Below are 23527 nucleotides of genomic sequence, written 5' to 3'. Positions count from 1 at the left end.
AGTCACCTCATCTGTTCGTCATTTAGCGAAATATTGCTAACCAGTATATATAAGTTTGCTATATGGCGAATATCTTACTATATTTAACTTATATTTTCTATATGGCGAACATTAGGGTTCATGTTGTCTATATTTCGCTATATAGCGAATAATTAGCTAATAAATGCTTTCTGAATTACACGGTATATCTACAAAGATAATCATGGAGAATGGTAATTCAGATATTCTTACTATTGATAACCTTAAACAATTGGAAATTAAAAACCTGCAACGGGCTGTCCAGCATTGTGAAGGAAAAATTTTTGGTGAAGATGGTGCGGCCAAATTACTTGCAATTAATCCAACGACCTTAATTTCAAAATTGAAAAAATTAGGGATTCGCTATTAATTTTCCCCGGACCTCTACTTTGACATGATAGAGGTCTGGGGATGTTTACTTTTTTCCATTTCTTAAAATATTAACTTTACTAAGTTTATAAACCAGAAAAATTTAAAAAAATAAACAGCACAACTCATTGCGAACTTCCCTCTTGCTTCCTGTCTCCAAACTGCCATCAAAACGTCATGGATTTGTCATTTATTCATGTTGAGATAAGCCCATAAATTTAAAAAAGATGTAATGAGGACAACATGGCAGGATTATCGATTTGGCACGTACTTATTTTTGCAATCGTCGTAATTTTACTTTTTGGCACGTCTAAACTCAAAAATCTGGGCAAAGATGTTGGCGGTGCAATCAAGGACTTTAAAAAATCTGTACGTGAAGAAGAGGCTGAAGCGGCAAAAATTCAACAGCCCCGCACTATTGATGCTGAAGTTAAAGTCAGCGAGAGTTCAATCAAAAGTTAAGGTATCGTCATGCTCAATATTGGAATGACTGAGCTGCTAGCCTTTGGGGTAATTGCACTTCTAGTGCTCGGACCAGATAAGCTACCTGAGGCAGTTCGTTTTATAGGTAAATGGTCTACCAAGATAAAAAGAACCGTCAGCAATATACAAAATGATCTTGACCGTGAATTGCGTCTGTCTGAGCTACGTGAGCAAATGCAAACCGAGCTGAAACGTATTCAGGAACTGGAAGCCAAAATGCAGGCACAAATGGCTGATCTCAATGCACCAATTGAGCCGGTCACAAAAATTTCAGAACAGCCGGTACTGAAAACTCAGTCAAGTTATGAACTGGTCAATCAACCGCTTTCCCCGGTTCATTTAACTCCGGCTAGGCAGGTCGCTAAGCAAGAAAAAAAATATCCTGACATGAAGGTGGCCGTATGAATATTTTACCGTCGACTCAAGCCAGCAGCGATCCCCAGAAAGTTCATCTAGAAGAAATGCCGATTTCCCGACACTTAGTGATTCTGCGCAAGCATCTTTTCAAGATTGTAGGAATATTGATCGGACTGTTTTTCTGTCTGCTACCATTTGCGACGCATACTTATCAGCTTCTATCCGAGCCCTTACGTGCCCAGTTACCGGCAAGTTCCACCATGATTGCCACCGATGTAACTGCGACATTTATGGCACCGTTTAAATTGAACTTTTTTGTTGCCCTGCTGATCGCCATGCCTTTTATCTTGTATCAACTTTGGGCCTTCGTTAAGCCGGCACTATATGAAAAAGAAAAAAGTCTGGCTTTGCCGCTCCTGATTGGCAGCATTGTCCTGTTTTATGCGGGTATCGCTTTTGCCTATCTGGTGGCTTTACCGTCTATCCTGCATTTTTTTATCAGTGTATCGCCTGAAACCGTCGCGCCCATGACTGACATTAATAGTTATCTGGCCTTCTGTTTAAAACTTTTTCTGGTGTTTGGATTTACCTTTGAAATTCCGATTATTACCCTGTTATTGATTCTGATCGGTGTGGTAAGCACACAGACCTTGGTAGAAAAAAGACGCTTTATTGTGGTGGGGTGTTTTTTTGTGGCCATGTTTGTAACGCCCCCTGATGCCCTGTCCATGATCATGCTGGCTATACCCATGTGGCTGCTGTTTGAGCTAGGTTTAATGGCCGGAAAATTTCTGGAAAAGCGGCATCTAAAAAATAGCTAATTAAGAAAAATGCCTCCTTACTGGGGGCTTTTTTTATATTAATTTATTTATATAAATTAATGTTTTATTTAATTATTTTGAAATAAAAGCTTCACCTTTTAGTCATATTTAACTGCTAGTTTATTTCTGACTTTAAAACAACCAAACCTTAGTTGTGGGAATAAAACAATGACAGATTACCTACCTTATGATGAAAATCAGGAACTGGACAATAACACTTCAGATAATCATCATTTTCGGGATATTCTAGAACAATCTATGTCACGTCGTGACTTGATTGCAAAGACTGCAAGTGGGGCTGCAGCATTGGCACTGGCTTCTAGCCTGACTGCGTGTAGCGATGACAATGAAAATGGCAATATTGGGGACGATGAGAGCAATCCGAATCCGCCAACAGACAACAATGCTCGTCCAGAAAAATTAAGTTTTAGCCCAGTGAAAAAAAACCTAGATGACTGGGTTACGGTTCCTGAAGGCTATACAGCCACTGTCCTATATGCAATGGGAGATTCAATTCATCCTATCTACTCTGACTGGGACGATAACAATATTCCGAACGGACCAAGCTTTCAGTTCCGTTCTGGTGACTGCCACGATGGTATGAGCTATTTTGGTTTAAGCACTAAGACTGGCCGTTATGACGAGAATGCATCTGAGCATGGCCTGCTGGTGATGAACCATGAATATATCAATCAAACTTTTTTACATCCTCAAGGACCAACAAAAGTTGATGGTCGTCGTCCAGAAGATGAAGTCATCCGTGAAGTGAATGCACACGGTGTATCAATTGTGCATATTAAGAAAAACACCGAAACTCAAGCGGTAGAAATCGTTAAATCATCACCATTTAACCGCCGTATTACGGCTTCAACAGTGATGGATTTTTCTGGGCCGGTAACAAATTCTCCATTAGTCCGCACTGCTTTCTCTCCTAACGGTCGTCAGACTCGTGGTACACACAATAACTGTGGTAATGGTTATACACCATGGGGCACTTATTTAACTGCCGAGGAAAACTTTATTGGTTATTTCCAGCGTTCAGGCACAGACCAATATGCAGATCGTAGTGAAGCTGAGAAAACCGCACTTAAACGTTATGGCTTAGGCTTAGATATTTCATATCAAATTGAAAAAAATGCCGATGGTACAGTTAAACGTGATGAGAAAAATAGTATTGTTTATGTTCTAGATGCACAAGGACAAAAAGTTCCGGAACGCGATGATCAAGACCGTATTGTTTATTTAGATAAATCTTCACGTTATGCATGGGAAACAGCTCAGGCTGGAGTTGAATCACAAGATATGTACGACCGCTGGTCAGCTAACGTAACCAAAGCCTCTGCAAGTCAAGACTATCGTAATGCACCAAATACCTTTGGCTGGATTGTTGAAATTGACCCATTTGATAACAGTGCAAATCCGGTAAAACGTACTGCACTGGGCCGTTTTGCTCACGAAGACTGTCGTGCTAGCCGTGCGATTGAAGGTGAACAGTTTGCCTTCTACATGGGCGATGACTCACGTGGTGAATACATTTACAAATTTGTCTCTGATGCAAAATGGGATCCAAAAGATATCAATACCGGCTACCGTGCTGGTGACAAATATATGAATAACGGTAAGTTCTATGTTGCCAAGTTCAATGCAGATGGAACTGGTCAATGGATTGAACTTGCTCACGGTAAAAATGGTTTAACTGCAGAAAATGCGGTATATCCTTTTAGCTCTGATGCGGATGTTTTAACTTTTGCACGTTTGGCAGGCGATGCCGTTGGTGCGACGAAGATGGACCGTCCTGAATGGGTAGCCGTTAACCCGGAGAATGGTGAAGTCTACGTTACCCTGACTAATAACAGTAACCGTGGCAATAGCTCGGCGCAACCTGTTGATGCTGCCAACCCACGTAATTACTCAGATCCTGAAGGCGGTAAGGGTAATGTGAATGGCCATATTATTCGCTTTAAGGAAGAAAACACTGCATCAGAAAGCTTTGAATGGGATATCTACCTGTTCGGTGCTGAAGCATCGATGGATGCCAATATCAACCTGTCGGGCTTAAATGATAATAATGATCTGTCTTCACCAGATGGTATGTGGTTTGATCCTCGCGGCGTACTCTGGATTCAGACTGACGACGGCGCTTATACAGATACCACTAACTGTATGATGCTGGCTGCCCTGCCTGGACAAGTAGGTGATGGTGGTCCAGCAACAACCTCTAATGGTCAAGCGACGATTGCGGGTGCCAAAGTAACCGATGAAAATTTACGTCGCTTCTTGACTGGTCCAAAAGAGTGTGAAATCACAGGGGTAACCATGACACCAGACTATAAGGCCATTTTCATCAATGTACAGCATCCAGGTGAAGATTCTAAAACCTTTGATGCTCCAACCAGTAACTGGCCTGCAAGTCAATCAGATCGTTCGAACAAGACCGCACGTCCACGTTCAGCAACTGTTGTGATTACGCGCAATGATGGCGGTGTTATAGCCGGTTAAATAGCTCACTTAAATTAAAATGCTGGCTCAATGCCGGCATTTTAATTTTTGAATGTTTTTTTAATTTTAAGGGTTAACTGGTCAATAAAAAGAATATTTTTGTTTAGAGTTAAATTGATATAAATATTAAAGTATGAAGTGGACTTCGGATCAATATATAAGTGAAATCCAATACAACTAATCATAGGTTCAGCTATCTTCTACTTGGAGGACTTGTAATTTGCAGCTTTAGTTTTGAGTATTTTTCTAAAAAAAAGCAGGTATCCAAGGAGGGATTGATACCTGCCACTCTAAGGGAACTATATTAATATCCTGCTTCTTTAGTCTGTGAATCACAGTTAGAAACTAGCAACTTTTTCTGCACATTCACAAATCGTTGGTAACTCTCTATTAATCGATGCTGATATTAAGTCTGGTAAAATCTGGTTAACAGCTATCGAAATTTTTTCAGGATAGCCGACCTGATACGACTGACAATCTCGATGTAAAAACTGATACAGTTCTTCAGCAACAAATTCGGGACTGTCAATATTTTTTCCCAGTCTGATATTCAGTTCTATTGCATTTGAATGATGAATATTGGTTTCGGTAACCCGTAATGAAAAGTATCTGAATCTGATTGAACTTTTGCTGTATTCACGGGCTAGTGCTTCGGTTGCACCACGCAAGGCAAATTGGCTGGCACAATAACTCGCATATCCAGGATAGCCAATACTGCCAAAGGTTGAACCTATATTAATGACCTGGCCAGGCGAACTGATAGATATCAATGGCAGGATCTTTTGTATCAGCTGCATTGGATAAACTGCATTAATCAGCATCATTTGTTCCATGATTTCTTGTGGCTGCTGTGTAAATAGCTTGAAATCACTGATACTGATGTTGTTAATGTAGTAGTGAATGGGTTTATTCAGCGTAGCAAGAGCTTTTACCAGCTCTTCCCTGCTTTGCAGATCGGCAAAGTTGCAATGAATTAAATCCAGTTGTAGCTGTGGATAACATTGGGCTATATTGTCATGTACTCTTTGCAGAATCTGTTGATTCTGCCCAACAAGAACCAGATTGACCCCGTTTTGGCCCAGAACCTTTGCAATAGCCTGACCAATACCAGAAGTAGCATCCATAATTGTTGCAGTTAAATTAGGCATAAATACTTTCTCTTGTTCTTAACAGAATGATTCAAGATCGAATCTGCCGCAGGTCATGTGGATCACATCACGAAAAATAATTTAGTACTTAAGATAAAACTCCAAACTTAAAAAATTCTTAATTCTGCACATAAATTTAAATATTATTTTTATTAAAAAAACACATAGAGACCATTTTTTTTAAGAGAGTTTTAAGCCTGTAATCTTAAGTTAGAGTTTCCTTTTATTGACTCATGACAGCTATGTCTTCCTACCGTTCACCCTATAAAGGCACCTCGGGAATACAGCGTATTCTGAATGCGACCCGTTATTCCTTGGCCGGCTTTAAAACAGCTTTTCAAAATGAAGCGGCCTTCAGGCAAATCCTGCTCATCAACCTGATTTTGATTCCTCTGAGCTTTGTCATGCCGGTGAGCCGGGTTGAGCAAGCACTGATGGTGGCCGTGTGTCTGTTGGCGCTAATCGTTGAACTGCTTAACTCGGCGATTGAGGCGGTGGTAGACCGTATATCCATGGAGCAGCATGAACTGTCTAAAAATGCCAAGGATATGGGCAGCGCTGCCCAGTTTGTAGCACTCAGTTTAATTACCGTGACTTGGGGTCTTATTTTAGCGGGTTACTTGATTTGATCCCTCGCCTGGTACAGCAAGAAAAATGGAAGATTTAAAATGATATCCGAGTATTCCCGGTTTTTACTGACACAAATATTGCTGCTGATTTTCAGTTTTCTGATGCTCTGGAATTTTTTTGATGTAGGTGGAGCAATTGATTTACAGCTGATTTATCCGTTCATTGACGATCAGGGACAATTTCCCCTGCGGCAACACTGGGCACTGGCCGAGCTCAATCACCGCTATGTCAAAAATCTGCTGATTCTGGTGTACATAACATTGTTAGCCGGTTGGCTGGCTTCACTGAAATGGCAGAACTGGCATCAACGGCGCTGGGAATTTGGCTATTTCTTTAGCATGGTGGTGCTGACCACGGCCTCGATTGGCATTTTAAAATCCCAGTCGGCGCATGCTTGCCCCTGGGATATGATCATTCCCACCCATGAGGGTATTTTGTGGGATTTGAGTGCTACTGCCGGACACTGTTTTCCCGGCGGACATGCATCCAGCGGTTTTGCCTTGATGGCTGGTTATTTTGTCTATCGGATTGCTAACCGCAAGCGGGCTTATTTTTTCCTGATCGCAGCAGTGATTTTAGGCTTCGCCATGGGCTGGGCACAAATGATGCGCGGTGCGCATTTTCTGAGTCATAACCTGTGGACTGGCTGGATGATCTGGTGCATGAATGTCATTGGCTATGCGCTATTTAGCCACAAACTGCCGCTGGCAAATCATCCCATGCACATGAACATCAGACAGCCTTAACCCAATAAAATCGAAGCCTATCTACTTAGGCTTCGATCACAGGAAATTTGACTTGTACACACAGGCCACCCAGACTGTTACTTTGCGAAAATTCCAGCGTGCCACCCAGGCGCTCGGTGGCTTTATCTACAATCGACAAACCTAAACCGCTACCAATTTCAACATGGTTATGAATCCGGTAGAAACGCTGCCGGATCTGGGCGAATTGAGCAGGATCTATTCCTGCCCCACTGTCTTCAATCTTTAAAACCGCCTGCTGGCCTTGCTGAAAAATTGATACGTTAATCACGCCGCCCTTCGGAGTGTATTTAATCGCGTTATCAATTAAATTATAAATAATCGAGTGCAAGGTCGAAGCTTGTCCTTGAATTCGCAATTCCTGTTGCTGTTCTACGCCCAGATCAATCTCTTTCTGTAAGGCCAGCTGAATCAGCTGCTCAATGCAGGCCACGGTCATCTGATTGAGCGAAAGCATTTGTGCCGGCTCGGTTAAGCTGTCGGAAGCATCCTGTTTGGCCAAACTCAATAACTGGTTGACCAGATGCTGCATGCGCAAAACACCCTGACTCAGATTATGAAGCGAGTCGCTCTGCGGAAACTGCTGCAATAAAATTTGCAGCTGCAAGTTGAGTGCGGTCAATGGTGTACGTAATTCATGGGCAGAATCCGCGACAAATTGACGTTGTTCCTGTTGAGCCAGAGAAATTCGTCCAAACAGATGATTCATTTCCTGAATAGTCGGTTCTAGCTCCAGGGGATAATCCTTCATTTCAATCGGCTTTAATTCTTGCGCCTTACGGCTGGCCAGTTCCGTTTTAAAATCATGCAGTGGCTGAAAATTTTTCCGGATCATCCAGCCTAAACCGAACACAGCAAAAGGTAAGAAAAGCACATAAGGCAGAAACATATTGCCGGCCAGTTCCAGCGCCAGCTCCTGCCGGACATTTTGCTGCTGACTCACCTGAATCTGCAACTGGTCACTTGGAATGATATAGGTGAGCCAGGTTCCATACGGCGTTTGATGCTTGTAAAAACCTGCTTTTTTGACCGGTGCAACCAGCACATTCTGTGGATGCAAGGGAGTAGCTGTCTCTGCGTAAGACCAGATATCTACAAACAAATCTTCTTCACTGTACTGTTTTTCCAGATCGATTTGACTTTGTAGCGGTCGTGGATGATTTTCCGCAATGCGCTCGGCCAGACTTTGCATCTGTTTATCCAGCACTTCATTAATTTCTTCGAGGGCAATCCGGTAGGCAGCGAAAATCAGGATGCAGCCCAGTACCAGGCTAAACAACGAAATGTAGATAATCAGGCGTTTTTGCAAAGAATAACGTTTCTGCATAAGGCTCTATCCTAAGCGATATCCTAGACCACGTATGGTACGGATGAAGTCTTTGCCTAATTTCGCCCGCAGATGATGCACATACACTTCAACGGTATTACTGCTGACATCACTATCGAAGTCATAAAGCTTGTCTTCTAGATCATTTTTAGAAAAAATTTTGCTGGGATGAGTGAGTAATGCGGTGAGAATCGACCATTCCCGATTAGACAACTCGATCGGCTGACTGTTAAAGCATGCGATATGCTGCTCCAGATCCAGTTCCAGACCACTGTGTGATAACTTTTTATGGCTCTCTGCCCCGGTATTTGGGGGACTACTGCGTCGGATCAAAGCATGAATACGGGCCAGCAGTTCATCAAATTCATAGGGTTTAATCAAGTAATCATCTGCCCCCTGATTTAGCCCATCGACCCGGTTCTGTAACTGATCCCGGGCAGAGATAATCAGCACCGGCAAATTGGGGAACTTCTGCCGGATATGTTTGAGTACCTGCATGCCATCCATCATCGGCAGGCCCAGATCCAGCAGGACAATATCATAGGCCTGCTGCTGTAACTGTTTTAAACCATCCAGGCCATTATTGACCCAATGCACATCAAATTGATGCAGCTTGAGCAAGGTTTCAGTCGACTCGGCAATCATAAAGTCGTCTTCGATAATCAGTATTTTATGCATTTCAAGCTCTGTTCTTTAATGATGATGAGCATTGTGCAAGCATATCATTTTTAGCTTCAGTCACTTGCGTTTTTATATCCAGCAGACTCAATAAGCTTGGGAAAAGATGATCCTGACTGCGTGCCTGTTTGGTCTGTGCTTTAAGACAGCTCACCTGCTGGGCATTCTGCTGCGTCCAGAGCTCTGAGAACCACATCAGCATCGGAACATGGGTTTGCTGGGTCGGTGCCATACTATAAGGTGCGCCATGCAGATATAAACCATGCTCTCCAGTGGATTCTCCGTGATCAGACACGTACCATAAACCGGTCTGATACTGGCTTTGATGTTTTAGGGTCTCGATAATTTGAGCGAGCACATGATCTGTATAGACAATCGAATTATCATAGCTGTTCTTTAATTATTCAGCACTGCAGCCCTGAATGGCATTGCTGTTACAGGTCGGCTGGAACGGTTGATACGGCGCTTTGGAACGCTTGAAATATGCTGGCCCGTGACTGCCCATCTGATGTAGCACGATTAATTGCGGTTTCAAGTTATTTTTGTCCAGATGTGCCAGATAATCTTTCAGGCTATCCACCAGAATTTCATCAAAACATTCACCAGCAGCATCACACCACTTCTGTTTCAGTTGGGCAGGAATCTGATATTGCTGCACCCGGTCACAGGCCCCTTTACAGCCAGAATTATTGTCGATCCAGGTCACCTGATAACCGGCACGCTGAGCGATATCCAGTAAACCTTCACGGTGGCTGGCTAACTGTTCGTCATAATGCTGACGGGACATGCCCGAAAACATGCACGGGACTGAAACGGCGGTTGCTGTACCACAGGAACTGACCTGACTAAAATTAATCACCGCTAACTTGCCCAGTTCAGGATTGGTATTACGCGCATAGCCATTTAACGCAAAACTCTCGGCACGTGCAGTCTCCCCGACCACCAGCACCATCAATTTGGGTTGCTTCTGCATTTGAGCCTGCTGTAGCAGATGGGCATCTTCACCATAAGTGATTAAAGGCAAATTGGCTTTAGGTGCTTTCTTTTTATAATAAGATACGGTGGACGCAATGCTGTTTTGCGGGGAAATCATGCCCTTTAGATCGCGGTGCTCGCGGAAGATTGCTGCATAATCGACATAAAAACAGAACAACAGTCCTAGAATCAATCCGGCAGAAAGCAGACTGCTCAGGCTTTTATGCCACAATTGACGCCCGAAAGATGCAGGCTGAATTTTTAGCATCCAGACAATACACAGCGGAAAAACCACAAAGACCAGCGTCCAGATCACCAGTCGTATTGACCAGAGATCACGGACTTCTCGGGCATCGGTCTGCAGCATATTCTGGATCTGGTCCGGTGTAATTACCACCCCCAGACTATTGACAAAATAAGCACTAAAACCACCCAGAATGATCAGCACACTAGCGAGTATCTTGGCATTCCATTTCCAGTTCAGCCACTGCAAGACCAGATTGTACAAGCTGATAATCACCAGGACTGTAGCCGCCAATAATGCGCCTGCCTTGAGATTGGTATAGGGCGTCAGTTGATGGATTTTCTGATAGAAAGCAAAGTTTAAGACCAGCCCCAGCCAAGTGGCAAGTAACAGGTTGAAGCGTGCAAGGCTGATGGGTTTGATCTGGCGTAGACCGGGAAAAGAAAGCAGCTTAAGCATTTTTTTAGTTCAAAGACTTTAAGATGCTTTAGCCTAAAATCTGAAGCTTAAAAATGACTTAAAATCCTTTCTTTGCGAACTTCATAAAATTTTCAATGCTACTGTTTCACCCTTGTTTAGACTTATTGTTTTAAAAAGGATGTGATTCCCTGACTAGAGCGAATTTGAAAAGCACATCCTGAGTACATTTAAGCTACAGCCACATTAAATAATGAGCCGATCCAGGAGCTAAATAGCATGGCAATCACCCCCCAAAGCATGACTCGGGCCGAACCTTTCCAGATGCTCACCCCTCCTGTATAACTTGCCAGTGCGCCCATAATCCCGAGACTAAGCACACCGATCAGCATCACGCCTTTATCCAGGTACTGTTCAGGCAGTAACAAAATAGAAAGTAGAGGAAATAGTGAGCCTATAGTAAAAGCGATAGCGGATGAAAATGCAGCCTGAAAAGGCTGAGCCGAAGTGTTTTCTGATATACCAATTTCATCGCGGGCATGTGCATCTAAAGCATTGTGTGCGGTGAGCTGCAAGGCAACTTGCTGGGCCACCTCAGGGGTTAAGCCACGCTGGATATAAATATTTTCCAGTTCTTTCAGTTCATGTTCTGGATGACGTTTAAGCTCACGTGCCTCCATATTCAGATCATTCTTTTCAATATCCTGCTGGGATTTGACCGAGATATATTCTCCAGCAGCCATCGACGCAGCTCCGGAAATTAATCCGGCTACACAAGTCACCAACAAGGTATGTGTGGACGCGCCACTGGCTGCCATTCCCACCACCAGACTGGTGACAGAAATAATTCCGTCATTTGCCCCGAGTACAGCTGCGCGCAACCAGCCCGCCCGTTCAAAATAATGTTTTTCAAGATGATAAGAATGACGCACGGTATAGTCTCTTTTTTGTTCTCAACATCATGATCGTATATTTATTTCGCTTGAAGAAACAACTCTTTATTTAATAAACTCTTGTTCAGAACAGCTCATGAATGGGTGAGCGCTCTGATTTACCAATTTTTATTGCATGGATTGCATTTTTCCAATTGCACTCATTTTAACATCTGAGAAATTTACAAGTCACAGTCCTATCACTACAGTTTATTTATTATTAAATGCTGTGTTTTCAAGTACTGATAAAGGTTGCTGTTACATTAATAGCGATGGCCAAAATCGTGGTATTGAATCCATACGCCAGAAGCAAATGTAAAGTATTGAGTATTCTCATGGGTTGGCGAGTAATTGATACATCGGCCGTTTGCGCTGAAGTGCCAATAATATAGCTAAAATACAGAAAATCGGGATAGGTTGGATTTGGCGTACTAGGAAAAGCCAGTCCGCCATGTTTATGCTTTTCTAGGGCTAAATAAAAGTCATGGGCATAATGAATTGCAAAAATGGTGTGCATCAGGAACCAGGCCGAAATAATAGTCAGGATGGATAGCCCTAAATGGCCGGTTCTGATGGCAGCATCTTTAGGTAAATGATTAATTTCAATAATTATGGCAATAAAACACATCACTAAAGTGATGATGACGAGCACCAGAATGACCCATTTGCTGGCATCCTGTTTTATGGCACGTTGTAGAATATGGTGATGGTCTATGGGCCAGAGCTTTTTGATAGTAAAAAGTAAGTAGGCATAAATGGTAATGTTCCAGCTCATCAAAATGCAGGTAGACCAGCTTAAATGAGTTGCTGAATAGAAAATAAAATACCAAATCAGGAGAGATGGAAAGATAATAAAGAAATAAAGTCGGGACTGAAGCGCTGTTCTTATAGATTGGAGGAAACGTATGAGCTGTCCCGCATGTCATGAGATGGCTTTAGCAGTATAAAGTATTTTATTAAAACAACAGGGTAAAAGAGCTTTTAGTAGATAAAGGCGTACTGATTCAAGATTACGATAAAATAGATATTTTAAAATCTAGTAGTAAAAGAAACTAAAAAAATTAATTTCCTATTCTTAATGAAACTGAATCTTGAACCCTTTTAGCTAAAAAACTAAAAAAGTGTGCAGCAGACTTTAGGTAGACGTCAGTTAAATATGTAATTCCAATATTGATGTTCATCAAAGTTAATTTTGAAATTTTCCGAAGAAATTAAAGCTAAAAATCAAATTACTAAACTTTGATTAGCCTAATTTTTATAAACCAGGCTGAGGATTCTGGTCTCGACTACACACTTTAAAAGAATTCAATATTAAAGTAATGAACATTTACGCAGTTTCTAGTTGACCAACCTGATGATATGCGCGGTTGAAGTACACTAGGCTTTCCTCTTGCTGACTGCGTCTAATCGCGATGACTCGACATAAGAAAATACTGTGTGTACCCACTTTTTGAATTTCTTCAATCTGGCAATCAAAGCTCACCAAAGCATCTTCTAAAATTGGAGCACCTGTCTTAAGAGTTGTCCACTCGCCTATCTTAAATCGCTCTTCTGAGCTGAATTTACTAGATGCAAATGCATTTGAGATGTATTCATGCTGCGTGCTGAGTACATTTACTGCCAGCACGTTATTTCTCATAAAATGTGCATGCGAGCGAGAAGATTGATTCATACACACCAGCAATGTCGGCGGTGTATCCGTCACACTACAAACGGCAGATGCGGTAAAGCCATGTGTTCCTGCTATACCTTCGGTTGTAATCACATTTACAGCCGTGGTTAACAAGGACATTGCATTTCTAAAGTCAGTTGCTTCAATCATCTCTTTTGTCTCAAATGTATATGTAACCTGTCTTTACTCAAAGTCAGGTAAATAATCTATGGATCATTTACCCTCCTCTGGTGAAGACCATTTCGTGCTAAGCGCCCAGCTCTTGACGAACAATCGCTGCCCCTGTACTTAGTGCTTCGAGTTTGCCCCGAGCCACTTGACGAGACAACGGTGTCATCCCACAGTTGGTTGATGGATACAGTTTGTCTGCATCCACAAATTGCAATGCTTTACGCAGTGTATTGGCAACTTCTTCAGGCGTTTCGATTTGATTGCTTGCAACATCAATCGCACCGACCATGACTTTTTTACCCCGAATCAGCTCAATCAGATCCATCGGTACACGCGAGTTTTGACACTCGAGTGACACGATATCAATTTTAGATTGTTGCAGTTTAGGGAAGGCTGCTTCGTACTGACGCCATTCATTACCGAGGGTCTTTTTCCAATCGGTATTGGCTTTAATGCCATAACCATAACAAATGTGTACCGCAGTTTCACATTGCAGACCTTCAAGCGCACGCTCTAAAGTCGCGACGCCCCAGTCATTCACTTCATCAAAAAACACATTGAATGCTGGCTCATCAAACTGAATGATATCAACCCCTGCTGCCTCTAACTCAAGTGCTTCTTGGTTCAGGATCTTGGCAAATTCCCATGCCAGTTTTTCACGGCTCTTGTAGTGACCATCGTACAGCGTATCAATCATGGTCATTGGGCCAGGCAGTGCCCATTTGATCGGCTGCGTGGTTTGGCTACGCAAAAATTTTGCGTCATCCACAAACACTGCTTTTTTACGGGAAACTTCACCGACTACTGAAGGTACGCTGGCATCATAACGGTTACGGATACGCATAGTTTCACGTTTTTCAAAATCCACCCCTTCAAGATGCTCGATAAACGTGGTCACAAAGTGCTGACGGGTCTGTTCACCATCACTGACAATATCAATGCCAGCATGGACTTGTTCATGCAAAGACAGTTTTAAGGCATCACGTTTCGCTTCTAGTAGTTCTTTACCTTCAAGTTTCCAAGCTGACCAGAGCTTTTCAGGTTCTGCCAGCCAGGACGGTTTTGGCAAGCTGCCTGCTGTAGAGGTCGGGAGTAACTTTTCAGGTTGTAAAAGTGCCATGTCTAATCTTCTTTCTCTAAATTCGTTTATATATGTGATCTATCAGGCAGCGTTGTCTTGCTGAGCCGTTGCTACTTTAAAATTGGCAGCCCATTCATCCAGAATGTCTTTATATGGCTTGATGAAGTTTTCCTCTGTCCATTTACCTTGTTTGACTGCTAGTTCCCCACGTTCAACACGATCATAGACAATGCGAGTTAATGAATAGTCGCCATAGCTCAGGCTAGGCTGATACACCACACCTGCGGGTGAATTGGTGTTGTAAATTTCAGGACGATAGATTTTCTGGAAGCTTTCCATGGTGCTAATCGCACTGATCAATTCAAAATCGGTGTAATCATGCAGCAAATCGCCCGCAAAATAGAATGCCAACGGCGCATTGCCATTTTCAGGTTTAAAGTAGCGAACACTTAAGCCCATTTTTTTAAAATATTCATCGGTACGTGAGTAGTCATCATTAGTGTATTCCACGCCTAGAACAGGATGCACATTGGCACTGCGGTAGTAGGTTTTCGTAGTGGAAACACTCAGACAAATCACAGGCTGTTTATTAAATTCAGCTTTAAAGACTGCTGAATTCACAAGATGCTGGTACAGCTTGCCGTGTAGGTCACCAAAGTCTTCAGGTTTTTCATTGGCCTTACAGCCGAGTGATGGCAATACCACACTGAAGTCATAATCACGTACATAAGATGAGAAGCTATTCCCAATCATGCCTTCAATGCGTTCATTGGTATGATGGTCGATAATGGTACTTTTCAAGGTTTCAATAAAGGGAAAGGTTTGACCATTGCCCTCAATATCAATTTCAGCAGAGATGATATCGATCTCCAGTGAATAACGATCACCTCTAGGATTATCGGCAGTTGCCAAGCTATTAAAACGGTTATTAATCATCTCAAGTGTACGACGAAGATTCTCCTGACGGCTTTCACCACGTGCCAGATTGGCAAAGTTGGTGGTTAGACGTGTATTGTTTGCTGGTTCGTAGTTCTCATCAAAACGAATACGTTTAATTGAACATTGGAATGCTGTACTCATGGAGATATGCCACCTAAATTTTTTATAAAAAAAGCAAATTTCTGTATGGATGTATTTAAGCGTGAATCCAAACATGAGTAAAACGATATAAATTCAGTAAAAGATGAGTTAAATTCATCTTAATGAGTGGAGTGTATAAATAATGATCTATACTTTAATAGAAAAATTAAGATTCTAATTTATGTTGCCGATCATTATTCATTTCTAAATATCAAAGTGTATTATTGAGCACGATTTATAAGTAGCGACTTCATTCTGAAATGACCAATACCTTTTCTGACAATCCTCAAGTTCGAGTGGTTTCAACTTTTTCTGAACTCGTATATTCGGATTTTCTGGGTGAGGCGAATGCCATCTGCTGGTCTAGAAATTTGTCTGGTGATTTTAAAGAAATCGTCGCTAAACTAGATTTAAAAGAAAATATGATTGAAGTTTCTGTTGAAGATCTTTTGGCGCTTCAGCTTTCTGAACAGGGTCATGTGGCTAGAGAAATCATATTAAAAGATATGCAGCTACTGACTGACTACGGCGCTTCCCCTTGCCTGAATTTGCTGAAATCCTACGAACGGGATGATGAGTTTGATTTTATTTCGACCGATGTCTATTCCTACCATGTGGATCGCTCCCCTATCGAAACGGATACATTTTTATGCATCTATCACGGTGCTGCAAGCGAGATTTTGCCCAATAACCAGGTTGAGCAAAAAATCTTGATTCCTGAAATCAGGGAACAACTCAAGCAGTTACATGACGGACCAGAAACTGAGTTTGAGACGTTTCTGGAAGAATATTTCTTCGATCTGCATTATCGGGCTAAAGCTGATGCAAAGCCTGTTAATTTAGACACGGGAAATCTCTGGCGACTCGCTGTTGATCATCCAGCACAGCAAGTTTTACCCTGTGTGCATAGAGCTCCTGTTGAAAATGATGGAGAATATAGATTGCTATTAATTTGTTAAATTGGCTTCTTAGAAGAGGTTAATTATAGTTATTTGGTTAAGCAATGATACCTAAAGGGTATGTACTGTATTAATTATTTATTAATAAAAAAACATTAAAATACATTGGTTTGAGCGTATTAGAAGTGAATGTATGTACAAGAATTTTCATATAATGTTTTATTTTGTATAAAAGTGTTATTTTTTGTAGGAAATTGCTTACACAAATTAGAGTAATTACCCTATTTTCTATCGTCAAAATTTTTGACATTATATTTCACATAAAGAGTCAGCAAGGAAAGCTGATAATAATCGCATTATAACGATAATAAAGTCGCCAAGACAGCGAACTTACCGGGATAGTAAGTAATAAAAGAAGAGACTACAGCCGCTAAGCCTTATAGTTTTGGGAGAGACTATAAGGCTTTTATTTTTTTTGAATATTGTCTCAAGTAAAACTATAGCATACTGGTATTTAAGTTTTTGAATATAAACATCAATATCTCTATCCCTTTTCTTGCTGATTAACGGACCTGTTCATCTGGTGACACACGCCAAATTGTATCTCCTACATCATCAGCAACCAATATTGCGCCTGATAAATCTACTGTTACACCCACTGGCCTTCCTAATGCCTCTCCATTTTTGCTTAAAAAGCCTGTCAGGACATCTTTTGGGGTACCGGAAGGCTGACCATTACTAAATGGTACAAAAATTACTTTATAGCCACTATGTGGTTTTCTGTTCCAAGAACCATGCTGACCAATTAGTGCACCACCGCGATATTGAGGCATTAACTCAGCTTTATAAAAACTCAAACCTAATGATGCCGTGTGGTTGCCCAATGCATAATCCGGTTTAATCGCCCGTGCTACCAGTCCAGGATTTTGCAGCTTTACCCGTTTATCTACATGCTGACCATAATAACTATAAGGCCAGCCATAAAAAGCGCCGTCTTTCACTGAGGTCATATAGTCAGGTACCAAATCATTCCCGATTTCATCCCGCTCATTAACTACAGTCCATAATGCTCCACTTTGAGGCTGCCAATCCATGCCATTAGGATTACGTAAGCCAGTTGCAAATGGACGTGCCTTAGAACTGGCCATATCAAATTCCATGATCAGAGCTCGTCCTTTTTCTTGGTCTAGGCCATTTTCAGCTACATTGCTGTTGGAGCCAACTGTAATGTAGAGTTTGGTTCCTTCAGGATTGGCAATCACGTTTTTGGTCCAATGATGGTTTAAGGGACCTGCCGGTAAAGCCAATACTTTGCGACCACTTTCTTTGATTTGAGTCATACCTGGCTGATAAGGAAAACCTACTAAAGTATCTGTATTTGCTACATATAGTGTATTTCCAACTAGGGTCATGCCAAATGGTGAGTTTAAATTCTGCAAAAATACTGTTTTCTGATCAGCAACGCCGTCATGGTTATTATCACGAAGTAGACTAATACGGTTAGGACTTGGATGAGAAGATCCTGCCCTTTTCATGACCATTTTCATGATTTTACCCTTAATCCCCTGACTATCTTCAGGCTTGGGCGGCGCATCAGTTTCCGCCACCAATACATCTCCATTCGGCAGAACATAGAGCCAACGTGGATGCTGAAGACCTTTGGCAAAAGCCTGCACTTTTAAACCCGCAGCCGGTGTAGGCATAGTATTTACTGGCCAGCCTTTGGCTGGTGCGATATTAACGACAGGGAACAAACTGGATTTAGGTTCAGGCAGCTCAGGTTGAGGACCATAACTGTCTGTAATCGGAGACTTGGATGACGATGTACATCCAGCGAATGCCAATATTATGGCAGTACTCAGGATAGACGATAAAATTTGAGCAGACATTGTGGTTCCCTGCTTTTTTGTTGTTATCTGCTTATCTTAGAAGTCTATTCAAATGACAACTATAGGGTTCTTGTTTTATCTGGTTGTTGATTGATTGCTGCGCTTTTGATATTCAATCTTATGGTCTAGTTTGAATAAAAACTTATCTATGTACCTTCAATTTTAAGCATGGTTTGATCCTGTCTTTTCAAATAAATGGCCATGCAATACTCAGTAAAAATAATAGCCCTAATACGGCGCAACTCATTTGCCAAAAACGTAAAGGATCACGTTCAATGATTGCTGGTGGTTTAGAGTTTAATAATTCTTTGGAAGGATGCGTTAGATTATGAATGAGTTCAGACAAGGCCTCAAAACGATGTGTCGGTTCAATACTCAGCGCTTGGCCTAAAATTTTATCTAACCATATAGGTAAATCAGGCCGATATTTCCTGATGGAATGATATTGAACTTTTTTAAGCTGCTTTAAACTGTTACAGCGAGCTAAATCCGTCCCATAAGGTAATTGTTTGGTCAGTAAATAATAGGCCATAACCGCCAAAGAAAATTGGTCTGAATGTACAGATGGCGAATGATCAATAAAATACTCTGGTGCCATAAATGCCAAGGTTCCGAGTGCTCGATTCGCATTTTTAGGATTAATTTCGACCAGACCTCTTACTGCTGTTGAACCATAATCAATCAGTTTAATTTTCATGGCATTTTCTGCATTTAAAACCATGATGTTCTTTGGCCGTATATCCTGATGCAGCATCTCCAGCCGATGCATTGCATTTAAAGCCAAGGCCGTTTGTTGCAAAATTGGTAAAATATCATCGAGCTTTAAAGGCTTTTCCTGGCGATGCAGCCATTGAGCCAAGGTTTCACCCTGCAAATATTCATAACATTGGAATAAATATTTTTTCTCAGTGTTATGTGGATAACACTGCATCAGGTTGTCATGCTTCAGACGTTTTGATACCCAATCTTCGAGTTGAAACTGCTCTACGGCATTTTTATCTTGCTGTAAATCTACCCCCAAAGTTTTTATGACCAAAGGCTGCTGCTGAGTATCGTGTGCCAAATACAGGCAACTGCGATGATTTTGGTGCAAAATCTTATCAATCACATAACCTTCAAAAACTTCACCTTTACTGAGCTGTTGTGGAAATACATAATCCTGCTGAATATGAAACTGATTCAGTTCAGGCAGCTGTTCTACACGGATTACCTGGAGACTTAAGTTATCATCACTGCCCTGTTCTAAGGCTTTTTCAACGAATGCTTTGGCAAGTTGATTTAAATCTGCATCTATTAAAGTTAAATCTAATAATTGTTGATCTGTGACAAATTCATAGACCCCATCGGTCATCAGTAAAAAAATATCTTTTTCTTTGAGCTCAATATTTCGATAATCAATTTCAATACGATAATCTGCACCTAAGGCTCGGCTGAGATAATGCTCTCTGGATGACAACCAGACACGATGATCATGGGTCAGTAATTCAATTTCATGATCGCGAATGCGGTAAATACGACTATCACCAACATGAAAAATATGGGCTTGTTGCTGTTTTAAAATCAGTGCAGATAAGGTACAGACATAACCTCGGTCTTTATCAAAACGTCCTTGACTTTGTTGAGTCTGTGCATAAAGCCATGAATTGGTCGCGCGGATCACCCGTTCTGCTGAAGTCTGTGTACTCCAGGCATCTGAAGTAGAATAATAGTCAGATAAAAAACTGCCAACAGCGGTTTCTGCTGAATGATGACTGACATTACTGCTACCGATTCCATCCGCTATAACACAGGCAATACCTTTCTGTTTCAGCACATGTCCTTCGGGCAGATATACTCCATGGAAATCCTGGTTCTGTTGTTTAATTCCGGCAGTAGAATATTGCCCAATACTGACTTTTAATGTTTTTTTCATGCTGAAAGCTCAAAAGGGATCTATACGATCCCTTTATAAAATGCTGAATGATGACTGACATTACTGCTACCGATTCCATCCGCTATAACACAGGCAATACCTTTCTGTTTCAGCACATGTCCTTCGGGCAGATATACTCCATGGAAATCCTGGTTCTGTTGTTTAATTCCGGCAGTAGAATATTGCCCAATACTGACTTTTAATGTTTTTTTCATGCTGAAAGCTCAAAAGGGATCTATACGATCCCTTTATAAAATGCTGAATGATGACTGACATTACTGCTACCGATTCCATCCGCTATAACACAGGCAATACCTTTCTGTTTCAGCACATGTCCTTCGGGCAGATATACTCCATGGAAATCCTGGTTCTGTTGTTTAATTCCGGCAGTAGAATATTGCCCAATACTGACTTTTAATGTTTTTTTCATGCTGAAAGCTCAAAAGGGATCTATACGATCCCTTTATAAAATGCTGAATGATGACTGACATTACTGCTACCGATTCCATCCGCTATAACACAGGCAATACCTTTCTGTTTCAGCACATGTCCTTCGGGCAGATATACTCCATGGAAATCCTGGTTCTGTTGTTTAATTCCGGCAGTAGAATATTGCCCAATACTGACTTTTAATGTTTTTTTCATGCTGAAAGCTCAAAAGGGATCTATACGATCCCTTTATAAAATGCTGAATATTAAAATTCTTTTTTAACACCAGTACGGACATGGGTGGTATAAAGTGCCAGACCTGTTAATGCCAAACCACCCACCAGATTACCCAAAGCAACCGGCAATTCATTCCATAGGAAGTAGTCAGCAATCGAGAAGTCACCGCCCATCATCATGGCAAATGGAAACAGGAACATGTTCACTACAGAATGCTCAAAGCCCATGGCAAAGAACAGCATAATTGGCATCCACATGGCAATGAATTTGCCACTCACCGTAGTAGACATCATCGCGCCAATGACACCTAATGACACCATCCAGTTACACAGCATGCCACGGATAAAAATAGTCATCCAGCCGGCGAATCCGTATTCGGCATAACCTAATGTCCGCTCCTCACCAATATGCGCAATTTTCACGCCGACAGGGTTTGGATCCGCTGCAAAACCCATGGTATAAACCGCTGCCATGAGCACCGCAACGACTAAACAGCCTGTAAAGTTCCCTACAAACACCAAGCCCCAGTTTTTTAGAATACGTCCCCATGTCACCCCTGGGCGTTTATCTAGCCATGCCAGCGGCGTAAGTACAAACACCCCAGTTAACAGGTCATAGCCCAATAAATACAACATACAAAAACCAACTGGAAACAGGAGCGCACCAATTAGTGCTGATCCTGTTTGCACGGCTATGGTAATGGCAAATACCGCTGCCAGCGCCAAAATCGCACCTGCCATAAAGGCACGAATCAATACATCACGGGTTGCCATATGTAATTTGGATTCACCCGCATCTACCACTTTTTTTGCAAACTCTGCAGGAGCAAGATATGCCATGTCATCGTCCTCATTTTTAATATCTGGACCTGTTTTTAAACAAAAAGACGCCTAAGGTCTTTGAAACCTTAGGCGTCGTTGCCTTAAATATCAGAACAGGTAATTTTGTTATGGCGCCATTGCCATGCTTGTTATAAATGAAGCAAAAGCTGTGCCATAAATTATTTAAAAATCATTCAATTTTTTGCACTCTATTTAAAACTAATTTCGTCCTCTAGTTGGCATGAGAACTGCATTAATGAAAATTCACATAAATGTATTTCAAAAATAATCTGGAGATTTTTATGATTACCCATCGTCAACAAGTAACTGACATGATCATTTCAGCGAAAGTTTTAAAGTCAATTAAATGGGCAGATGTCGCCAAAGAAATTGGTCTTTCTAAAGAATGGGTAACGGCTGCCTGCCTGGGACAAATGGCATTTAATAAACAGCAGGCAGAGAAAATTGGTCAGATTTTTGACCTTAGTGATGAGGCAGTGGCATGGCTGCAAATTGTACCTTATAAAGGCTCTTTACCAACCAGTGTGCCTACGGATCCTTTAATTTACCGCTGGTATGAAGTTGTAAATATATATGGTTCGACTATTAAAGAGCTGATCCATGAAGAATTCGGTGATGGCATTATGAGCGCAATTGACTTCAGCATGGATATTCAGCGTGAGGAAAATCCAAACGGTGACCGGGTAAATGTCGTATTGTCTGGCAAGTTTTTACCTTATAAAACCTATTAATTAATCGTTTGATCAAGCCATCATATTGATGGCTTTTTATTTCTTCGTAAGGAGATCTTTTATACCACCGCCCTTATCCTCATTTAATTTTGACGATACACAGCTGCTGCGTATAAGAGGAACCGACATCAATATAGTGACAGTTATCAATCTGGGTATGCCTTTTCACAATGGTATGCCCTAAATAGACCTCATCAATATTTTTAACGGTTCCATAGCGCTTGGAATGATGCCGGATACGGCCTCTCCCCCATAATGCATTAGTATAAGCTGAAGTTAAGCCCGGAATTTTTCGTTCACCCTTGGCAATGTTTGTCTTAAACTGATTCCAGTCATGGATATCAATATCCGCATGCAAAATGCCAATCTTTTTATCTTCATCCGCATGCAAAATGCCAATCTTTTTATCTTCATCCGCATGCAAAATGCCAATCTTTTTATCTTCAAGTTGAATTTCAATGACCAATGGAAGCTGAGAGAAGATTTCGCTGAGTTCATCCTGTTTTTCGGTGGACAATAGATAGAACCATTCACCACCATTTCGTGCATGCATATCCTGAATCCATACATCATCACGTCCTTTGATGCACATTTCCTCGTGATTGCCGCGGACGCTCAAGAACCAGGGCTGATCTAATAAAGAAATACATTCCAGATTTTCACTGCCTCGATCCACCAGATCACCGGTACATATCAGCAAATCTTGCTCAAAATTAAACCTGATTTTTTCCAATTCTTGCATCAGAAGGCGATAGCAACCATGCAGATCTCCGACCACATAAATGGCAGCATAATCTGCTCCTCGAATATTTCTGCTTAGCGTCATCATGATATGTGGAATCTTTGAAATCACTAAAATAGGACGATGCGATTAGGATAGGTATACAGGTTTAAATTTGGGTTACTGGTTTATACAGCCTGC

At 41.5% G+C, this 23527-nt stretch carries 22 protein-coding genes and 3 pseudogenes; 9 read left to right on the top strand and 16 right to left on the bottom strand.

Annotated elements, in window-relative coordinates:
* Nucleotides 1-202 precede the first annotated feature (202 nt).
* The 5 genes from BK820_RS05155 (at nt 203) to BK820_RS05135 (ending at nt 4547) form a co-directional block, all read left to right on the top strand.
* Entirely contained in the window at nt 203-388 is a 186-nt protein-coding gene (locus tag BK820_RS05155) for a hypothetical protein (protein ID WP_071320303.1), read from the top strand.
* Between the two features lie 242 nt (nt 389-630).
* Nucleotides 631-849: a Sec-independent protein translocase subunit TatA gene (locus BK820_RS05150; RefSeq protein ID WP_004894723.1), complete on the top strand. Its 219-nt coding sequence runs from the start codon at nt 631-633 to the stop codon at nt 847-849.
* A gap of 9 nt (nt 850-858) precedes the next feature.
* The gene (tatB, locus tag BK820_RS05145; protein ID WP_004809302.1) at nt 859-1275 is read left to right on the top strand and encodes a Sec-independent protein translocase protein TatB; all 417 of its coding nucleotides are present in this window, start codon (nt 859-861) and stop codon (nt 1273-1275) included.
* The gene (gene tatC / locus BK820_RS05140; protein WP_071320302.1) at nt 1272-2048 is read left to right on the top strand and encodes a twin-arginine translocase subunit TatC; all 777 of its coding nucleotides are present in this window, start codon (nt 1272-1274) and stop codon (nt 2046-2048) included. Before tatB ends, tatC begins: the two co-directional genes overlap by 4 nt.
* 168 nt (nt 2049-2216) lie before the next feature.
* The gene (locus BK820_RS05135) at nt 2217-4547 is read left to right on the top strand and encodes a PhoX family protein (protein WP_071320301.1); all 2331 of its coding nucleotides are present in this window, start codon (nt 2217-2219) and stop codon (nt 4545-4547) included.
* A gap of 338 nt (nt 4548-4885) precedes the next feature.
* On the opposite strand, the gene BK820_RS05130 is transcribed toward BK820_RS05135, so the two are convergent.
* On the bottom strand, nt 4886-5695 hold the full coding sequence (locus BK820_RS05130) for an SDR family NAD(P)-dependent oxidoreductase (RefSeq protein WP_071320300.1): 810 nt from the start codon (nt 5693-5695) through the stop codon (nt 4886-4888).
* Nucleotides 5696-5937: 242 nt separating this feature from the next.
* Between BK820_RS05130 and BK820_RS05125 the strand changes: the two genes are divergently transcribed.
* Together BK820_RS05125 and BK820_RS05120 are read left to right on the top strand one after the other, a co-directional pair.
* Complete coding sequence (locus tag BK820_RS05125) at nt 5938-6324, top strand: diacylglycerol kinase (RefSeq protein ID WP_004809311.1); 387 nt, start codon at nt 5938-5940, stop codon at nt 6322-6324.
* A 39-nt stretch (nt 6325-6363) separates the two neighbouring features.
* Nucleotides 6364-7071 carry a phosphatase PAP2 family protein gene (locus tag BK820_RS05120; RefSeq protein ID WP_071320299.1) on the top strand — a complete coding sequence of 236 codons (708 nt, stop codon included), beginning with the start codon at nt 6364-6366 and terminating at the stop codon, nt 7069-7071.
* Nucleotides 7072-7096: 25 nt separating this feature from the next.
* On the opposite strand, the gene BK820_RS05115 is transcribed toward BK820_RS05120, so the two are convergent.
* The 8 genes and pseudogenes from BK820_RS05115 to BK820_RS05080 form a co-directional block, all read right to left on the bottom strand.
* Nucleotides 7097-8416 (bottom strand): ATP-binding protein, encoded by a 1320-nt coding sequence (locus tag BK820_RS05115; protein ID WP_071320298.1) that lies wholly within the window; start codon nt 8414-8416, stop codon nt 7097-7099.
* 6 nt (nt 8417-8422) lie between these two features.
* Entirely contained in the window at nt 8423-9094 is a 672-nt protein-coding gene (locus BK820_RS05110) for a response regulator transcription factor (protein ID WP_071320297.1), read from the bottom strand.
* 1 nt (nt 9095) lies between these two features.
* Nucleotides 9096-10772: pseudogene (locus tag BK820_RS05105) on the bottom strand (phosphoethanolamine transferase).
* Nucleotides 10773-10960: 188 nt separating this feature from the next.
* Nucleotides 10961-11662 carry a VIT1/CCC1 transporter family protein gene (locus BK820_RS05100; RefSeq protein ID WP_005222045.1) on the bottom strand — a complete coding sequence of 234 codons (702 nt, stop codon included), beginning with the start codon at nt 11660-11662 and terminating at the stop codon, nt 10961-10963.
* Between the two features lie 235 nt (nt 11663-11897).
* Nucleotides 11898-12569, bottom strand: coding sequence for a DUF1345 domain-containing protein (locus BK820_RS05095; RefSeq protein WP_034434002.1), 672 nt, complete (start codon nt 12567-12569; stop codon nt 11898-11900).
* 420 nt (nt 12570-12989) lie between these two features.
* Entirely contained in the window at nt 12990-13484 is a 495-nt protein-coding gene (locus BK820_RS05090) for a flavin reductase (RefSeq protein WP_005222049.1), read from the bottom strand.
* A gap of 97 nt (nt 13485-13581) precedes the next feature.
* Entirely contained in the window at nt 13582-14625 is a 1044-nt protein-coding gene (locus BK820_RS05085; RefSeq protein WP_005222060.1) for a methionine synthase, read from the bottom strand.
* Between the two features lie 42 nt (nt 14626-14667).
* On the bottom strand, nt 14668-15666 hold the full coding sequence (locus tag BK820_RS05080; RefSeq protein WP_005222062.1) for a putative oxygenase MesX: 999 nt from the start codon (nt 15664-15666) through the stop codon (nt 14668-14670).
* A gap of 260 nt (nt 15667-15926) precedes the next feature.
* On the opposite strand from BK820_RS05080, the gene BK820_RS05075 reads away from it, so the two are divergent.
* Complete coding sequence (locus BK820_RS05075; protein WP_005222064.1) at nt 15927-16625, top strand: hypothetical protein; 699 nt, start codon at nt 15927-15929, stop codon at nt 16623-16625.
* A gap of 503 nt (nt 16626-17128) precedes the next feature.
* Here BK820_RS05075 and BK820_RS05070 read toward each other — a convergent pair.
* From BK820_RS05070 to BK820_RS05045, 6 genes and pseudogenes are all read right to left on the bottom strand, one after another.
* Complete coding sequence (locus BK820_RS05070; protein ID WP_005222066.1) at nt 17129-18454, bottom strand: PQQ-dependent sugar dehydrogenase; 1326 nt, start codon at nt 18452-18454, stop codon at nt 17129-17131.
* A gap of 187 nt (nt 18455-18641) precedes the next feature.
* Entirely contained in the window at nt 18642-20366 is a 1725-nt protein-coding gene (locus tag BK820_RS05065; protein WP_071320296.1) for a bifunctional protein-serine/threonine kinase/phosphatase, read from the bottom strand.
* Nucleotides 20367-20386: 20 nt separating this feature from the next.
* Nucleotides 20387-20581: a hypothetical protein gene (locus BK820_RS05060; RefSeq protein ID WP_071320295.1), complete on the bottom strand. Its 195-nt coding sequence runs from the start codon at nt 20579-20581 to the stop codon at nt 20387-20389.
* A gap of 41 nt (nt 20582-20622) precedes the next feature.
* Nucleotides 20623-20796 (bottom strand): annotated as a pseudogene (locus tag BK820_RS05055) (bifunctional protein-serine/threonine kinase/phosphatase); the annotation flags it as partial.
* Between the two features lie 41 nt (nt 20797-20837).
* A pseudogene (locus BK820_RS05050) lies at nt 20838-21011 on the bottom strand (bifunctional protein-serine/threonine kinase/phosphatase); the annotation flags it as partial.
* A gap of 50 nt (nt 21012-21061) precedes the next feature.
* Nucleotides 21062-21871: a formate/nitrite transporter family protein gene (locus tag BK820_RS05045; protein ID WP_000323725.1), complete on the bottom strand. Its 810-nt coding sequence runs from the start codon at nt 21869-21871 to the stop codon at nt 21062-21064.
* A gap of 284 nt (nt 21872-22155) precedes the next feature.
* Between BK820_RS05045 and cynS the strand changes: the two genes are divergently transcribed.
* Nucleotides 22156-22605, top strand: coding sequence for a cyanase (gene cynS, locus BK820_RS05040; RefSeq protein WP_071320334.1), 450 nt, complete (start codon nt 22156-22158; stop codon nt 22603-22605).
* Between the two features lie 79 nt (nt 22606-22684).
* Here the strand turns inward: cynS and BK820_RS05035 are convergent, their stop codons facing one another.
* Nucleotides 22685-23434 (bottom strand): metallophosphoesterase, encoded by a 750-nt coding sequence (locus BK820_RS05035; RefSeq protein WP_071320294.1) that lies wholly within the window; start codon nt 23432-23434, stop codon nt 22685-22687.
* Nucleotides 23435-23527 lie beyond the last annotated feature (93 nt).

It is taken from the genome of Acinetobacter sp. LCT-H3 (assembly GCF_001866125.1).
GTDB classification, from domain to species: domain Bacteria; phylum Pseudomonadota; class Gammaproteobacteria; order Pseudomonadales; family Moraxellaceae; genus Acinetobacter; species Acinetobacter schindleri.
The sequence above is the reverse complement of the archived record's forward strand: the minus strand, read 5'-3'. Positions and strand labels throughout refer to the sequence as shown.

Coding starts and splice junctions, on each gene's coding strand:
- cynS (WP_071320334.1), top strand. CDS start 22,156: ATGATTACCCATCGTCAACAAGTAACTGACATGATCATTTCAGCGAAA.
- BK820_RS05080 (WP_005222062.1), bottom strand. CDS start 15,666: ATGAGTACAGCATTCCAATGTTCAATTAAACGTATTCGTTTTGATGAG.
- BK820_RS05090 (WP_005222049.1), bottom strand. CDS start 13,484: ATGATTGAAGCAACTGACTTTAGAAATGCAATGTCCTTGTTAACCACG.
- BK820_RS05065 (WP_071320296.1), bottom strand. CDS start 20,366: ATGAAAAAAACATTAAAAGTCAGTATTGGGCAATATTCTACTGCCGGA.
- BK820_RS05135 (WP_071320301.1), top strand. CDS start 2,217: ATGACAGATTACCTACCTTATGATGAAAATCAGGAACTGGACAATAAC.
- BK820_RS05070 (WP_005222066.1), bottom strand. CDS start 18,454: ATGTCTGCTCAAATTTTATCGTCTATCCTGAGTACTGCCATAATATTG.
- BK820_RS05150 (WP_004894723.1), top strand. CDS start 631: ATGGCAGGATTATCGATTTGGCACGTACTTATTTTTGCAATCGTCGTA.
- BK820_RS05035 (WP_071320294.1), bottom strand. CDS start 23,434: ATGATGACGCTAAGCAGAAATATTCGAGGAGCAGATTATGCTGCCATT.
- BK820_RS05110 (WP_071320297.1), bottom strand. CDS start 9,094: ATGCATAAAATACTGATTATCGAAGACGACTTTATGATTGCCGAGTCG.
- BK820_RS05115 (WP_071320298.1), bottom strand. CDS start 8,416: ATGCAGAAACGTTATTCTTTGCAAAAACGCCTGATTATCTACATTTCG.
- tatC (WP_071320302.1), top strand. CDS start 1,272: ATGAATATTTTACCGTCGACTCAAGCCAGCAGCGATCCCCAGAAAGTT.
- BK820_RS05125 (WP_004809311.1), top strand. CDS start 5,938: ATGTCTTCCTACCGTTCACCCTATAAAGGCACCTCGGGAATACAGCGT.
- BK820_RS05085 (WP_005222060.1), bottom strand. CDS start 14,625: ATGGCACTTTTACAACCTGAAAAGTTACTCCCGACCTCTACAGCAGGC.
- BK820_RS05075 (WP_005222064.1), top strand. CDS start 15,927: ATGACCAATACCTTTTCTGACAATCCTCAAGTTCGAGTGGTTTCAACT.
- BK820_RS05045 (WP_000323725.1), bottom strand. CDS start 21,871: ATGGCATATCTTGCTCCTGCAGAGTTTGCAAAAAAAGTGGTAGATGCG.
- tatB (WP_004809302.1), top strand. CDS start 859: ATGCTCAATATTGGAATGACTGAGCTGCTAGCCTTTGGGGTAATTGCA.
- BK820_RS05060 (WP_071320295.1), bottom strand. CDS start 20,581: ATGAAAAAAACATTAAAAGTCAGTATTGGGCAATATTCTACTGCCGGA.
- BK820_RS05155 (WP_071320303.1), top strand. CDS start 203: ATGGAGAATGGTAATTCAGATATTCTTACTATTGATAACCTTAAACAA.
- BK820_RS05130 (WP_071320300.1), bottom strand. CDS start 5,695: ATGCCTAATTTAACTGCAACAATTATGGATGCTACTTCTGGTATTGGT.
- BK820_RS05120 (WP_071320299.1), top strand. CDS start 6,364: ATGATATCCGAGTATTCCCGGTTTTTACTGACACAAATATTGCTGCTG.